Annotated in this window: 15 protein-coding genes; 2 read left to right on the forward strand and 13 right to left on the reverse strand. The window is 71.6% G+C overall.

Annotated features, from left to right (window positions below):
* Window positions 1–171: 171 nt before the first annotated feature.
* The 8 genes from JL475_RS12485 to JL475_RS12520 all read right to left on the reverse strand — a co-directional run bounded on the left by JL475_RS12485 (window position 172) and on the right by JL475_RS12520 (window position 7,842).
* On the reverse strand, window positions 172–939 hold the full coding sequence (locus JL475_RS12485) for a DUF3159 domain-containing protein (RefSeq protein WP_202277655.1): 768 nt from the start codon (window positions 937–939) through the stop codon (window positions 172–174).
* A gap of 3 nt (window positions 940–942) precedes the next feature.
* Entirely contained in the window at window positions 943–1,341 is a 399-nt protein-coding gene (locus JL475_RS12490; protein ID WP_202277656.1) for an OB-fold nucleic acid binding domain-containing protein, read from the reverse strand.
* Window positions 1,342–1,432: 91 nt separating this feature from the next.
* Window positions 1,433–2,110, reverse strand: a complete 678-nt coding sequence (locus JL475_RS12495) for a response regulator (protein WP_109380174.1) — start codon at window positions 2,108–2,110, stop codon at window positions 1,433–1,435.
* A complete protein-coding gene (locus tag JL475_RS12500) occupies window positions 2,107–4,701 on the reverse strand; it encodes an ATP-binding protein (RefSeq protein ID WP_202277657.1) in 2,595 nt (864 codons plus the stop codon). Before JL475_RS12500 ends, JL475_RS12495 begins: the two co-directional genes overlap by 4 nt.
* A gap of 367 nt (window positions 4,702–5,068) precedes the next feature.
* Complete coding sequence (locus JL475_RS12505) at window positions 5,069–5,773, reverse strand: ABC transporter ATP-binding protein (RefSeq protein ID WP_202277658.1); 705 nt, start codon at window positions 5,771–5,773, stop codon at window positions 5,069–5,071.
* A 164-nt stretch (window positions 5,774–5,937) separates the two neighbouring features.
* Window positions 5,938–6,699, reverse strand: coding sequence for a DUF3710 domain-containing protein (locus JL475_RS12510; protein WP_202277659.1), 762 nt, complete (start codon window positions 6,697–6,699; stop codon window positions 5,938–5,940).
* A 1-nt stretch (window position 6,700) separates the two neighbouring features.
* Window positions 6,701–7,261: a dUTP diphosphatase gene (gene dut / locus JL475_RS12515; RefSeq protein WP_202277660.1), complete on the reverse strand. Its 561-nt coding sequence runs from the start codon at window positions 7,259–7,261 to the stop codon at window positions 6,701–6,703.
* On the reverse strand, window positions 7,258–7,842 hold the full coding sequence (locus JL475_RS12520; RefSeq protein ID WP_202277661.1) for a PaaI family thioesterase: 585 nt from the start codon (window positions 7,840–7,842) through the stop codon (window positions 7,258–7,260). The genes dut and JL475_RS12520 overlap by 4 nt, the downstream gene beginning before the upstream one ends.
* Before the next feature lie 56 nt (window positions 7,843–7,898).
* On the opposite strand from JL475_RS12520, the gene JL475_RS12525 reads away from it, so the two are divergent.
* Entirely contained in the window at window positions 7,899–8,360 is a 462-nt protein-coding gene (locus JL475_RS12525) for a DUF3093 domain-containing protein (protein WP_202277662.1), read from the forward strand.
* Window positions 8,361–8,410: 50 nt separating this feature from the next.
* Here JL475_RS12525 and JL475_RS12530 read toward each other — a convergent pair whose 3' ends face one another.
* From JL475_RS12530 to JL475_RS12545, 4 genes are all read right to left on the reverse strand, one after another.
* Window positions 8,411–9,343, reverse strand: coding sequence for a hypothetical protein (locus tag JL475_RS12530; RefSeq protein ID WP_202277663.1), 933 nt, complete (start codon window positions 9,341–9,343; stop codon window positions 8,411–8,413).
* A 13-nt stretch (window positions 9,344–9,356) separates the two neighbouring features.
* Window positions 9,357–9,653, reverse strand: coding sequence for a DUF4193 domain-containing protein (locus JL475_RS12535; RefSeq protein ID WP_003993510.1), 297 nt, complete (start codon window positions 9,651–9,653; stop codon window positions 9,357–9,359).
* A gap of 391 nt (window positions 9,654–10,044) precedes the next feature.
* Complete coding sequence (locus JL475_RS12540) at window positions 10,045–11,292, reverse strand: HAMP domain-containing sensor histidine kinase (protein ID WP_202277664.1); 1,248 nt, start codon at window positions 11,290–11,292, stop codon at window positions 10,045–10,047.
* A gap of 4 nt (window positions 11,293–11,296) precedes the next feature.
* Complete coding sequence (locus JL475_RS12545; protein ID WP_109380166.1) at window positions 11,297–11,950, reverse strand: response regulator transcription factor; 654 nt, start codon at window positions 11,948–11,950, stop codon at window positions 11,297–11,299.
* Between the two features lie 447 nt (window positions 11,951–12,397).
* Here JL475_RS12545 and JL475_RS12550 point away from each other — a divergent pair, with 447 nt between their 5' ends.
* The gene (locus tag JL475_RS12550) at window positions 12,398–12,571 is read left to right on the forward strand and encodes a hypothetical protein (RefSeq protein WP_202277665.1); all 174 of its coding nucleotides are present in this window, start codon (window positions 12,398–12,400) and stop codon (window positions 12,569–12,571) included.
* 137 nt (window positions 12,572–12,708) lie between these two features.
* On the opposite strand, the gene JL475_RS12555 is transcribed toward JL475_RS12550, so the two are convergent.
* Window positions 12,709–13,524 carry an inositol monophosphatase family protein gene (locus tag JL475_RS12555; RefSeq protein ID WP_202277666.1) on the reverse strand — a complete coding sequence of 272 codons (816 nt, stop codon included), beginning with the start codon at window positions 13,522–13,524 and terminating at the stop codon, window positions 12,709–12,711.
* Window positions 13,525–13,526 lie beyond the last annotated feature (2 nt).

The raw sequence follows: 13,526 nt of genomic DNA on the forward strand, positions 1-13,526 counted from the left end.
GGTGTTCTACCAGCTCGGCCGCCCTCGCCGGATGCGGGCATCGGAACCGAGATCACGACCCCGAACAGGCCCTAGCGCCTGTCCGACGGCTGTACGTGAGTGACGGCTGTACGTGAGTGGGGGCGCCCGGTGTTCTCCGGGCGCCCCCACTCACGTACTCGGCTGCGGAACTCAGGGGCGGCGGTGCCGGCCGGTCGTCGTCGCCCCGCCGTTCTCCGTCTCCGCCTCGCGGGCGGCCTTGCGCTCCTCCTCGGCCCGCTCCTCCGCCTCCATCTCCGCGAACACGTCGATCGGCGGCGGCGCCTTCGCCAGGAACACCCACGTCAGGTACACGGCGAGCAGGAACGGCGGGATCTTCAGGGCGACCAGGACCCAGCCCAGCTGCGTCGTGTCCGCCCACCAGTACAGCGGGAACAGGATCGCGCTCTTGCCGAGCAGGATCAGGCCCCAGGCCCAACTGGCCTTGGTGTAGGCCTTCTTGCGGCCCGGGTTACGGGTGCGCCAGGAGAGGTTCTCCCGGAAGACGGGGCCCAGCATCAGGCCGATCAGCGGGACACCGGCCATCGCGGTGACGATGTACGCCAGGGCCAGGCCCAGGGTGTAGAGCATGCCCGGCAGGTAGAAGTCCTTGGCGTTGCCGGTCATCATCGCGAAGACCACACCGAAGCCGACGCCGAAAACTCCGCTGAAGGCGTGTTTGACGGTGTCCTTCATCGCCAGCCGGACCACGACCATCACCAGCGACACGGCGAGCGCCGCGATCGCCGACATGTGCAGGTCCTTGTTGATCGTGTAGATGCTGACGAAGAGGAGTCCGGGCAGCACCGTCTCGACCATGCCCCGCACTCCGCCGAACGCCTCGAACAGGGCGGCCTCGGTCACCGCCTTGGCGTCGTCGGCGGATGTGTCTTCGGTTGTCGGCTTGTCGAGCGACGTCACCGGCTACTCCCGTCCGAGGGGTCTCAGTTCGTATTTCGGATTGAACAGCACCCGGCGCCCCCTGCTCATGGCGATGCGGCCCGATGCGATCAGCTTGCGCCCCGGTTCGATCCCGACGATGGAGCGCCGGCCGAGCCACACCACGTCCAGCGCGGCGGAGCCGTCGAACAGTTCGGCCTCCAGTGCCGGGACCCCCGCGCGCGGCCGGAGCGTGACCGTGCGCAAGGTACCAGTAACCGTGACGATCTGCCGGTCCTGACAGTCGTCTATCCGCGTGCAGCCCGCGGTCTCCGTGTCCTCACGCAGTTCCTCGGACTCCAGGTCCTCCTGCGACGAGGAGAGCCGATCGAGCATACGCCGGAACCGGCCCGCCGGTTTGTCCGAGCGAGGAACAGCACTCATGCCTGAAAGCGTACCGGGGTGCTCCGACGGTTACGTACCCCCTGGTGGCCCGGCTCGAACCGCCGGGGCACGCGTTCACCGGAGCGGGCGTTCACCGCTCGAAGCGGTAGCCCATGCCCGGCTCGGTGATGAAGTGCTTCGGGTGGGACGGGTCGGCCTCCAGCTTGCGGCGCAGCTGCGCCATGTACACGCGCAGGTAGTTGGTCTCCGTCCCGTACGAGGGCCCCCAGACCTCCTTGAGCAGCTGCTTCTGCGCGACCAGGCGGCCGCCGTTGCGCACCAGCACCTCCAGCAGATGCCATTCGGTGGGGGTCAGCCGTACGTCCTTGCCGTCCCGGTGCACCTTCTTCGCGGCCAGGTCGACGGTGAACCCGTCGGTCTCCACCCTCAGGTCGTCCTCGCCGGAGGGCTCGGCCCGGCGCACGGCGGCGCGGAGCCTGGCCAGCAGCTCGTCCATGCCGAAGGGCTTGGTGACGTAGTCGTCGGCTCCCGCGTCGAGCGCCTGCACCTTCTCGTCGGAGGCCTGCCGGGCGGAGAGCACCAGGATCGGCACCCGGGTCCAGCCGCGCAGTCCCCTGATCACCTCGACGCCGTCCATGTCGGGCAGGCCCAGGTCGAGGACGACCACGTCGGGGTGGCGGGCGGCGGCCAGGCGGAGGGCCTCGGCGCCGTCCTGGGCGGCGTCGACCTCGTACGAGCGGGCCTTGAGGTTGATCACGAGGGCGCGCACGATCGCCGGCTCGTCGTCGACCACCAGCACACGGGTCATGAGGACTGCCTTTCAGGTCTTTCCGGTTCTGCGGGACGGACCGGCTCCGCGGGGCGACCGGGTTCCGTTTCGGCGGGGCGGCCGGGTCCCGGTGGTGTTACCGCCGCGCGGAGGGTCAGCGTCATGGTGAGGCCGCCCCCGGGGGTGTCGTCCGCGTTCAGCGAGCCGCCCATGGCCTCCACGAAGCCACGCGCCACCGCCAGGCCGAGGCCCACACCGGCACCGCGCGGGGCGTCACCATAACGCTGGAAGGGCTCGAAGATGCGCTCCTTCGCGTCGTCGGGGACGCCGGGGCCGCGGTCGACCACCCGCACCTCGACCCGGTCGGCGAGCGCGCTAGCGGCGACCAGGACGGTGGTGCCGGACGGAGCGTACTTGACGGCGTTCTCGACCAGGTTGGCCACCGCCCGCTCCAGCAGGCCGGGGTCGACGGCGACCATGGGCAGCGTCTCCGGGATGTCCAGGGCGACGCTGCCCTCGGGGACCCCGCCGAGGGCCATGGGCACCACCTCGTCCAGGTCGAGTTCGCGGATCAGCGGGGTGACCGTGCCGGTGTTCAGCCGGGACATGTCGAGCAGGTTCCCCACCAGGTGGTCCAGCCGGTCGGCGCCGCCCTCGATGCCCTCCAGCAGCTCGGCCCGGTCCTCGGGCGACCAGTCGACGTCCTCGGAGCGCAGCGAGGAGACCGCCGCCTTGATCCCGGCGAGCGGGGTGCGCAGGTCGTGGCTGACGGCGGCCAGCAGGGCGGTGCGGATGCGGTTGCCCTCGGCGAGGGTGCGCGCCCGGTCGGCCTCGGCGCGCAGCCGCCGGCGGTCCAGGGCGGCGGCGGCCTGGGCCGCGAAGGCGCCCAGCACCCTGCGGTCCTCGGCGGGCAGGACCCGGCCGGTCAGCACGAGCGCCATGTGGTCCCCGACCGGAACGTCCACGTCCGCGTCGTCGGGCCGTTCGAGGACCGGTCCCGTACCGGCCCGCCCGGCGCAGGTCCAGGGCTCGATGTCGCCGGCGCGTTCCAGCAGCGCCGCCGACTCCATGCCGAAGGTCTCGCGGACCCGTTCCAGCAGCGCCTCCAGACCGGTCTCGCCGCGCAGCACGTTGCCGGCCAGGAAGGAGAGGATCTCCGACTCGGCGCGCAGCCGGGCCGCCTGATGGGTGCGGCGGGCGGCGAGGTCGACCACGGACGCCACCGCCGCACCGACGGCGACGAAGATCACGATGGCGACGATGTTCTTCGGGTCGGAGACCGTCCAGCGGTGCAGGGGCGGGGTGTAGAAGTAGTTCAGCAGCAGCGAGCCGAAGGCCGCCGAGGCCAGGGCCGGCCGCAGGCCGCCGAGCAGGGCCGCCGCCACGGTCAGCGCCAGGAACAGCAGCATGTCGTTGGCCAGGCCCGGGTCGAAGGCGTTGAGCAGCAGGGCCAGCACCGCGGGACCCGCCACTCCGACCGCCCAGCCCCACGCCACCCGTGACCTCCCGAGCCGGGCGCCCCGCGCCACCGGAAGTCCGCGTCCCTTGGCGATCGCCTCGTGGGTGACGATGTGCACGTCCAGGTCGGGGCCGGAGTCCCGCGCGACGGTCGCGCCGACGCCGGGGCCGAAGACGTACTGCCACGCCTTGCGGCGCGAGGAGCCCAGCACGATCTGGGTGGCGTTCGCCGCGCGCGCGAAGGCGAGCAGGGCGGCCGGGATGTCGTCCCCGACGACGTGGTGGAAGGTGCCGCCCAGGTTCTCCACCAGGGTCCGCTGTTCGGCCAGCTCCCCCGGCGAGGCGGCGGTGAGTCCGTCGCCGCGGGCGATGTAGACCGCGAGCACCTCGCCCCCGGCGCCCTTCTCCGCGAGCCGCGCGGCACGGCGGATCAGGGTGCGGCCCTCGGGGCCGCCGGTCAGGCCGACCATGATCCGTTCGCGTGAGCCCCAGATGGCCGAGACGTCGTGCTCGCTGCGGTACCGCTGCAGGTACTCGTCGACCCGGTCGGCCACCCACAGCAGCGCGAGCTCTCTCAGCGCGGTGAGGTTGCCGGGGCGGAAGTAGTTCGACAGGGCCGCGTCGACCTTGTCCGGCTGGTAGACGTTGCCGTGCGCCATCCGGCGGCGCAGCGCCTCGGGCGTCATGTCGACCAGCTCTATCTGTTCGGCCCGCCGTACCACCTCGTCCGGTACGGTCTCCCGCTGCCGTACGCCGGTGATCGACTCCACGACGTCGCCGAGGGACTCCAGGTGCTGGATGTTGAGGGTCGACAGCACGTCGATCCCGGCGGCCAGCAGTTCCTCCACGTCCTGCCAGCGCTTGGCGTTGCGCGCGCCGGGCACATTGGTGTGGGCGAGTTCGTCGACGAGGACCACCTGGGGGCGGCGGGCGAGGACGGCGTCGAGGTCCATCTCGGGGAGGACGGCGCCGCGGTGCTCCAGCTCCTTGCGCGGTATCTGTTCGAGGCCGTCCAGCAGCGCCTTGGTGCGCGGCCGGTCGTAGTGCTCGACGAACCCCACCACGCAGTCGGTGCCCCGCTCGACACGGCGCTGCGCCTCGGACAGCATCGCGTACGTCTTGCCGACGCCCGGTGCCGCGCCGAGGTGGATCCGAAGTCTGCCGCGTCCCATCGGACCTCTTTCGAGGGAACCACCGGCTTCAGCCGGTGGGGGAATCGAATCCCTGATGTACGTTTCTGGTGTCCCGCAAGGGATCGGTTCGGGCTGGACCGCAACCCTCGGGTTGGAAGCCCCCTTCCTTCGGGAGGGTGAGCGGAGTCACGCCCTCATTGTCTTCCGGTCTGAGGGCAGCGCTGTCCGGGTGGCCCCTGCTGCCCGTGCAGACTCGACCCTACGGTCGTCCGGCGCGGCGAAAGGTGCTGGTCGGGGTGGGGAGCGCGTCCTTGACGGAACCCTGATGGACGCCGCCGGACGCCGACGGGCTCGGCCGAACGCCGCCGGCCGGCCACCAGGGCCCGTCAGGTTCTGTCATTTCCTGTCAGTGTTCGACGATCTCGCCGTCGCCGAGTTCCAGGACGCGGTCGGCGAGGTCGAGCAGGGTCGCGTCGTGCGTGGCGACGACCGCGGTGACCCGCTCACTGCGTACGACCGCGCGCAGCAGTTCCATCACGGAGTGCCCGGTCTCCGCGTCGAGCTGACCGGTCGGCTCGTCGGCGATGAGCAGGGCCGGGTTGTTGGCGAGGGCGCGGGCGATGGCGACCCGCTGCTGCTGGCCGCCGGACAGCTCGCCCGGCCGCTGTGCCGCGTGGTCGGCGAGGCCCACCAGGGACAGCAGCAGGTCCACGCGTTCCTCGCGCTCGCGCGGGTCGGCGCGGCGCAGCCGGAGCGGGACCCCCACGTTCTCGGCCGCGGTGAGGATGGGGATGAGCCCGAAGGACTGGAAGACGAAGCCGATCCGGTCCCGGCGCAGGGCGAGCAGCCCGTTCTCGTCCAGGTCGGCGATGTCGAGCCCGCCGACGGTGACCCGCCCCTCGTCCGGGGTGTCGAGACCGCCGACGATGTTGAGCAGGGTGGTCTTGCCGGATCCCGAGCGCCCCTTGAGGGCGACCAGCTCACCGCGCGGTACGTCGAAGGAGACACCGCGCAGGGCGTGGACCGCGGCGGCTCCGGTGCCGTAGGACTTGTGCACGTTCTCGACGCGCACCATGGTCTCGGTGACCACCTGGCCGACCGCCTGGCTCATTCGCCCGCCCTCCCCCGGGTACCGGTCGCGCGCCTCGCCGCCGGACCGGGCCGCCAGTATCGCTGCCGGGCGCCCTGCCGATCAACGGGTCGGAGCGGGTGGGACGGGCGGGGGCCGCACCCGACCGGGTGCGGCCCCCGCTCCGCCCGACTGACTCGACGGGCTCAGCGGACCTCGGTGATCTCCGGGCCGCGCGCCAGCTGCCCCATGCCGCCCGCGAAACGGGAGCCTTCGGAGCCCTCGTCCTGCTGCACACCCTCGGGGACCATCTGGGCGTCGTTCGGCAGCTTCAGGACGATCGGGTCGCGCGGCGCCATCGGGCCGTCCCCGCGCACCACGACCGTGTCCCGGAAGATCTGCTCCAGCAGCCCGGCGGCCTGCGGCTGCACCGCGCCCTGACCCGAGATCACCCCGCGCAGGAACCAGCGCGGGCCGTCCACGCCGACGAACCGTACGACCTGGAAACCGCCCGTGCCGTCCGGCAGTTGGACCGGCACCTGGGCGCGCAGCTCCCAGCCCAGCGGACCCTCGACCTCGTCGATGATGCCGCCCTGCTGGGTGATGCCGGACGCGATCTCCTCGCGGACCTCGCTCCAGATGCCCTCGCGCTTGGGGGCCGCGAAGCCCTGCAGCTGGATGGCACTGTCGTGCACCACGACGGTGGCCGCGACGATCGCGTCGCCCGCGACCTCGACCCGCAGCTCCATGCCGTCCACGCCGGGCACGAACAGGCCGCCCAGGTCGACCCGGCCCTCGCCGGGCGCGCTCACCTCGGAACTGTCCCAGGGCCCGTCGGGCCGCGGTGCGGGCTCGAGCCTCAGTCGCTCGCGCTCGCCTTCCGCCTCCGTGTCGACACCGTCGACGACCTGCTCGGCCTCGCCGGCCGCGTCCTCGGCGGCATCCCTCTTCTTGCGACGTCCGAACACGTCACTGTCCTTCCCGGTCGGATACGACCGAAGCGTATCGATTCCCACCCGCTGTGCCGCCTTCGGCGGCCTGAACGCTTGTGCCGCTCTTACCTTCCACCGCGGCATGGCCGCCGGTGGACCCGAAGCCCCCCTCGGCCCGTACCGAGCGGGACAGTTCCGCGACCGGCACGAAACGGACCCGCTCGACCTGCTGGACGACCAGTTGGGCAATCCGGTCGAAGCGCTCGAACCGCACGGTCTCGCGCGGGTCGAGATTCACCACGATCACCTTGATCTCCCCACGGTACCCGGCATCAACCGTCCCCGGGGCATTCACCAGGGCGACGCCGCAGCGCGCGGCAAGACCGGATCGCGGGTGCACGAAGGCCGCGTACCCCTCCGGCAGGGCCACAGACACCCCGGTGGGCAGAACGGCCCGCTCGCCGGGCGCCAGTTCGCACGCCTCGGTGGTGCGCAGATCGGCTCCCGCGTCACCGGGGTGCTCGTACGCCGGAAGCGGTACGTCCGGGTCGACGCGCCGGAGCAGTACCCGGAGTTCGCCGCGGCGGGGCTCGCTCACGGGTTCACCTCGAAGGCACGGACGCGGCGGACCTGGTCCGGGTCCTCCATGGCGGCCCGGATCTCCTCGGGGCGGCCGTGGTCGATGAAGTGGTCGACCTTGACCTCGATGAAGAGCGCGTCGGCGCGGACGGCGACCGGGCCGTCGGGGCCGCCGATGCGTCCGGTGGCGGTGGAGTAGATCTTCCGGCCCGCCACCGCGGTCACCTCCGCCTCCAGATGGAGCGTGGTGTCGACCGGCACGGGCTGGACGAAGTCGGTCTCGAGCCTGCCGGTCACGGCGATCGTCCGCAGCAGCCAGTTCAGCGAGCCGAGCGTCTCGTCCAGGGCGCTGGTGAGCACCCCGCCGTGCGCCAGGCCGGGGGCGCCCTGGTGGGCGGGCCGCACGGTGAACGCGGCGGTGACCGAGACCCCTTCGCCGGCCCGCGCCTCGAGGTGCAGTCCGTGGGACTGCCCGCCACCACAGCCGAAACACTGGTCGTAGTGCGCGCCCAGGAGCTCACCGGGTGCGGGCGCGTCCGGGTGGCGCACCGGTTCCACGGCATCGGCGGGGGGCTGGAGAACTGAGGAAGTACCACTCACAGGCGCAGACCTTACCCGCGCGTCGGCCGTCCCCCGACACCTGCCAAGCTGGATCCATGCAGCTCTCCGCCGCCCCGTACGAAGAACGCCTGACCGCGCCCCGCTCCTGGTGGCTGATCTCCTTGCTCGCGGGTGTCTCGCTGGCCCTGATCGTGCTGCCGCTCGGCACCCTGCCGATGCTCGGCGGCCTGGCCGTCGGCAGCGCCGCGGCGGCGGTCGTGGTCAGCGCGTACGGCTCGGCACGCATCCGGGTCGTGGGCGGCCTGCTGATCGCCGGTGAGGCGAGGATCCCGGTGACGGCACTGGGCGAGGCGGAGGTCCTGGACGCCGAGGAGGCCCGCGCCTGGCGCACCCACCGGGCGGACCCGCGCTGCTTCATGCTGCTGCGGGCCTACATCCCGGGGGCGGTGCGGGTGGAGATCACCGACCCGGAGGACCCGACGCCGTACGCCTTCCTGTCGACGCGTGAGCCGCAGCGGCTGGCGGAGGCACTGCGGGCGGCGAAGGCCGCCGCCTAAGCAGGGCCTGGCAGGGCTGAGCCGGGCCGGCAGCACGGGGCCGGTGGGGTTCAGGGGGCTCCGCGTCCGCCCTCCTCGCCGGTGAACCTGCCCAGGTCCAGGGCGTCGGCCGGGGTCTCGAGGGCCGGGAGCGCGGGCAGGGCGTCCCAGGGGACCTGGATCCTGCGCAGGTCGGCCTGGATGCGGGCGGCGAGCTTTCTGGTGTCCCTGCGGTTCATGACCGCGCCGACGGCGGCTCCCACCAGGAACGGCATGAGGTTCGGCAGGTTGCGCACGGTGCGCTTCATGATCCGCTGGCGCAGTTCGCGCTTCATCCGGCTGTTCATCACCGCGCTCACGGTGGAGGGCTTGGTCGCCTCGATTCCGCGCTCCTGCGACCAGGCGTTCAGGTACGCGGTGCTGCGCTGGGCGAGGCTGCCCGCGGGTCGTACGCCGTAGACCTCGTGGAGTTCGGCGATCAGTTTCAGTTCGATCGCGGCGACGCCGGTGACCTCGGCGGCCAGCTCCGTCGGCATCGCGGGCGGCACGGGCATCATCGCCGCCGCGCCGACTCCGGCCCCGACCGTCGCCGTGGCCCTCGCCGCGCCCGCCACGAGCTTGTCCGCGAGTTCCTCGGGACCGAGCCCGGGGAACTGCCCCCGCAGCGTCTGCAGGTCCCTCACGGGCACCCGCGGGGCCATGTCGATGATCCGGTCCGTGAGATACGCCAGGCCCGCACGCGCGCGGGCACCGCCCTTGCGGGCGCCTTCCCTGGCCTTTTCCCGGAACGCCCCGGCCCGTCGGCGGGCCACCGGTGCGGTGGTGGTGACCTCCGCGGATACCGGGAGGTCACCCCGGTCGACTGCGAGTTCGAGCGAGGCCGCCCCGGTGTCGGTTGAGCCTCGCTCGTCATCACGCGTGTCGCGCTGAGGGCCGCCCTGCGGCCCCGAGTCCGCTTCCCTCAGGAGGAAGCGGCGCTTCCGAGGAGGGGTCGAGCCAGTCACGGCCGACCCGCCCTCAGTCGCAGTCGCGGCAGATCGGCTGACCGTTCTTCTCCCGGGCCAGCTGGCTGCGGTGGTGCACGAGGAAGCAACTCATGCACGTGAACTCGTCCTGCTGCTTGGGCAGGACCCGGACGGCCAGCTCCTCGTTCGAGAGGTCCGCCCCGGGCAGCTCGAGGCCTTCGGCCGCCTCGAACTCGTCGACGTCCACGGCCGAGGCCGACTTGTCGTTACGGCGGGCCTTCAGCTCTTCAAGACTGTCCGAGTCGACGTCGTCGTCGGTCTTGCGTGGAGTGTCGTAATCGGTTGCCATTGTCGCTCTCCCCCTCTGGGTGTATGCGGTGTCTCCAGCGCACTAACGCGTGAGAGGCCGGACTTGTGCCCGACCTGAGGCGGAGATTTTGCCTCACATCAAGGTCTGTTACTCAATCGACACCCAACCGAACTCCTCACGAGTGATCGGCGTGGATGCGATGGGGACCGTACACGGTCCGAACGCGGCACTTCAAAGCCGCCCCACCGTGTACTTCCCGTGATCAGGGCTCCCGAAAACCGGGACCTTACCGGCCTTTCGACGGGTTCATGATCACGGAGAGTGGACGGACCGGGAAACGCTCTTGTGAGCGATCCCACACGGGGGCGACGGAGACACTCTTCGAAAATTCTGCCGAAAGCGAACTTTCCCGTGTGCCGGCGACATGATGTCAGATCGGCAGGGTGACCCGCATCACGAGCCCGCCCCCCTCTCGCGGCTGGGCGTAGATGTGCCCGCCGTGCGCCCGCGCCACCGACCGGGCGATGGAAAGCCCCAGCCCGACCCCCTTGTCGCTGCCCGTCCGCTCGGTGCGCAACCGCCGGAAAGGCTCGAACAAATTGTCGATCTCGTACGCCGGGACCACCGGGCCGGTGTTGGTCACCACCAGGACCGCCTGTCCGTGCTGGACCTGGGTGGTGACCTCCACCCATCCCCGCTCGGCCACGTTGTAGCGCACGGCGTTCTGCACCAGGTTCAGCGCGATCCGCTCCAGCAGTACGCCGTTGCCCTGGACGACCGCGGGCTTGTGGTCGCCGCGGATCTCCACGCCCTTGGCCTGCGCCTCGGCGTGCACCTGGTCGATGGCCTGGGAGGCCACCTCGGCGAGATCCACCGGCTTGCGCTCGACGATCTGGTTGTCGCTGCGCGCGAGCAGCAGCAGGCCCTCGACGAGCTGTTCGCTGCGCTCGTTGGTGGCCAGCAGCGTCTTGCCGAGCTGCTGGAGCTCCACCGGCGCGTTCGGGTCGGAGAGGTGCACCTCGAGGAGTGTGCGATTGATCGCCAACGGGGTGCGCAGTTCGTGCGAGGCGTTGCCGACGAAGCGCTGCTGGGCGGTGAAGGCCCGCTGCAGCCGCTCCAGCATGTCGTCGAAGGTGTCGGCCAGCTCCTTGAGCTCGTCGTCCGGGCCGTCCAGCTCGATCCGGCGGGACAGGTCGGAGCCCGCCACCGCGCGTGCGGTGCGGGTGATCCGGCCCAGCGGCGACAGCACGCGGCCGGCCATCGCGTATCCGAAGGCGAAGGCGATGATCGCGAGGCCGAGCAGGGCCAGGAGGGAACGGCTGAGCAGGTTGTCCAGGGCGTGCTGGCGCTGCTTGTTGACGCACTCGTTCAGCGCCCTGTTCAGCTCGTCCGCGGGCAGCTGAGCGCTGCGCAGCTGGCAGGTGTCGCTGGCCACCTGTCCGGAGAGGATCCGAAAGGGCAGGTCACTGCCCACTCTCAGCGCGTTCGCGGCGAACAGGTAGATGATCGACAGCAGCAGGATGCCCGCGATCAGGAACATGCCGCCGTAGAGCAGGGTGAGCCGTATCCGGATGGTGGGGCGCAGCCAGGGGAAGGGCGGCACCGGCCTGCGGGGGTCCCAGGTGGGCTTCGGAGGTGTCTGCGGGGACCCCGGGACGGGTGTGGGGGTGGCGGCCACGGGATCAGATCCGGTAGCCCGAGCCGGGCACGGTCACGATGACCGGCGGCTCGCCCAGCTTGCGGCGCAGGGTCATGACGGTCACCCGCACCACGTTGGTGAACGGGTCGGTGTTCTCGTCCCAGGCCTTCTCCAGCAGTTGCTCCGCGGAGACGACGGCGCCCTCGCTGCGCATGAGCACCTCGAGGACGGCGAACTCCTTGGGCGCGAGCTGGACCTCCTGGCCCTCGCGGAACACCTCGCGGCGGTTGGGGTCGAGCTTGATCCCGGCACGCTCCAGGACCGGCGGGAGCGGCACGCTGGTGCGCCGCCCCAGGGCGCGGACGCGCGCGATGAGCTCACTGAACGCGAAGGGCTTGGGCAGATAGTCGTCGGCGCCGATCTCCAGGCCCTCGACCCGGTCGCTGACGTCGCCGGAGGCCGTGAGCATCAGCACGCGCGTGGGCATGCCGAGCTCGACGATCCTGCGGCACACGTCGTCGCCGTGCACGAGGGGGAGGTCGCGGTCGAGGACGACCACGTCGTAGTCGTTGACGCCGATGCGCTCCAGGGCGGCCGCACCGTCGTACACGACGTCGACCGCCATGGCCTCCCGGCGCAGTCCGGTGGCCACCGCATCGGCGAGCAGTTGCTCGTCCTCGACGACGAGTACGCGCACGTCGCTTGTCCTTCCTCAAGTCCCGCCGGGCAGCGCTTCGGAACGCACGCGGGCGGGGTGCCGGTGGGTGTGTTGCCTCCATCCTGCCCTTTTCGGCCATAAGTCGGCTGTAAGGCGGGGTCCGCGACCGGGAACGGACGGTGTCGCAGGGGCACAGGACGGGGGAACGTCCGGACGAACAGCATGGAAATACGAGATTTTCTCGTGCGGTGAGGTTTCCCCGGAAGGGAGCCTGGGGAGGACGGGTTTACATCCCGCGATCACGCTCTGCTCGCGCCGTGCCACACCGTGGTGCGCATCAGTCCGTTTCCCGCAGGGCGGACCCGGGTGTCCGACGCCGTGGCCCCAGGCCGATCGGCGCCGGTCATCCACCGCAGACGTGATCGTCCCTTTCGAACGGCACGCCGCCGTGCCATCGACCCACGACCCAGGACGAGGGGGCGCAGCATGGACGCTTTCACCGCAGGACTTCTGCAGCGCATAAGGACGACCGAGTCCGATCTGTCCCGGGCCCGCGACGAGGGTGACGAATTCCTCGTCGAGGTGGAGCAGGGCGAGCTCGACGACCTGCGCCGGCTCGCTGCCGAGCACGGTGTGGAGGTCGGCGCGTCCTGCGCCTGATCAGCCCGACCGCGTCGGTACCGGCGCGGTCGGTACCTGCGCATGAGTGCGTTCGGAACGGGCCCCGGCGAATCCAGCGCCGGGGCCCGTTCCGTCGTCTTCGGCGGGTTTCCCCCGGCCGTCCGCCGCGCCGTCCGTCAGTCGTGCCAGGCTCCGAAGTCCTCCAGCAGTCGCTGGAGGGGCTCGAAGACGCCCGGGGTGGCCGCGACCGCGAGATCCCACGAGGGGCGTTCACCGGGCCGTCCACCGGTCAGCGCGCCCGCCTCCCGGGCGATCAGGTCACCCGCCGCCAGGTCCCAGGGGTGCAGTCCGCGCTCGTAGTAGCCGTCGAGGCGGCCGCAGGCGAGGTCGCAGAGGTCGACCGCGGCCGAGCCGCCCCGCCGGATGTCCCGCAGGAGCGGGATCAGCCGCTGCGCGACGCCGGCCTGACGGGTGCGGACCTCGGTGACGTAGTTGAAGCCGGTCGAGACCAGGGCCTGGTCGAGGGGCGGCGCGGGGCGGCAGGTCAGCGTGCGCTCGCCCTCCCAGACGCCGGTGGCACGGGCACCGCCGCCGCGGACGGCGTGGTACGTCTCGCCGCGCATCGGGGCCGCGACCACCCCTACCACGGTCTCGCCGTCCTGCTCCGCGGCGATGGAGACGGCCCAGGTGGGCAGCCCGTACAGGTAGTTGACCGTGCCGTCGAGCGGGTCGATCACCCAGCGGACGCCACTGGTGCCCTCGGTCGCGCCGCCCTCCTCGCCGAGGACGCCGTCGTCCGGCCGGCGCTCGGCGATCAGCCCGGTGATCAGCTTCTCGGCCGCGAGGTCCATCTCGGTGACGACGTCGATCGGGCTGGACTTGGTCGCGGCGACCTCCAGGTCGGCCGGCCGGCCGTCCCGCAGCAGTTCACCCGCGCGCCGCGCCGCCTCGCGGGCCAGTTCCAGCAGTTCCGCGTGCAGGGGGTCGGTCACGG

This window comes from Streptomyces sp. M2CJ-2, assembly GCF_016757295.1.
Lineage (GTDB): Bacteria > Actinomycetota > Actinomycetes > Streptomycetales > Streptomycetaceae > Streptomyces.

Excerpts from the sequence above, each read along its gene's own strand:
- JL475_RS12490 (WP_202277656.1), bottom strand. The coding sequence starts at position 1,341 with ATGAGTGCTGTTCCTCGCTCGGACAAACCGGCGGGCCGGTTCCGGCGT.
- JL475_RS12495 (WP_109380174.1), bottom strand. The coding sequence starts at position 2,110 with ATGACCCGTGTGCTGGTGGTCGACGACGAGCCGGCGATCGTGCGCGCC.
- JL475_RS12500 (WP_202277657.1), bottom strand. The coding sequence starts at position 4,701 with ATGGGACGCGGCAGACTTCGGATCCACCTCGGCGCGGCACCGGGCGTC.
- JL475_RS12505 (WP_202277658.1), bottom strand. The coding sequence starts at position 5,773 with ATGAGCCAGGCGGTCGGCCAGGTGGTCACCGAGACCATGGTGCGCGTC.
- JL475_RS12525 (WP_202277662.1), top strand. The coding sequence starts at position 7,899 with ATGCAGCTCTCCGCCGCCCCGTACGAAGAACGCCTGACCGCGCCCCGC.
- JL475_RS12535 (WP_003993510.1), bottom strand. The coding sequence starts at position 9,653 with ATGGCAACCGATTACGACACTCCACGCAAGACCGACGACGACGTCGAC.
- JL475_RS12550 (WP_202277665.1), top strand. The coding sequence starts at position 12,398 with ATGGACGCTTTCACCGCAGGACTTCTGCAGCGCATAAGGACGACCGAG.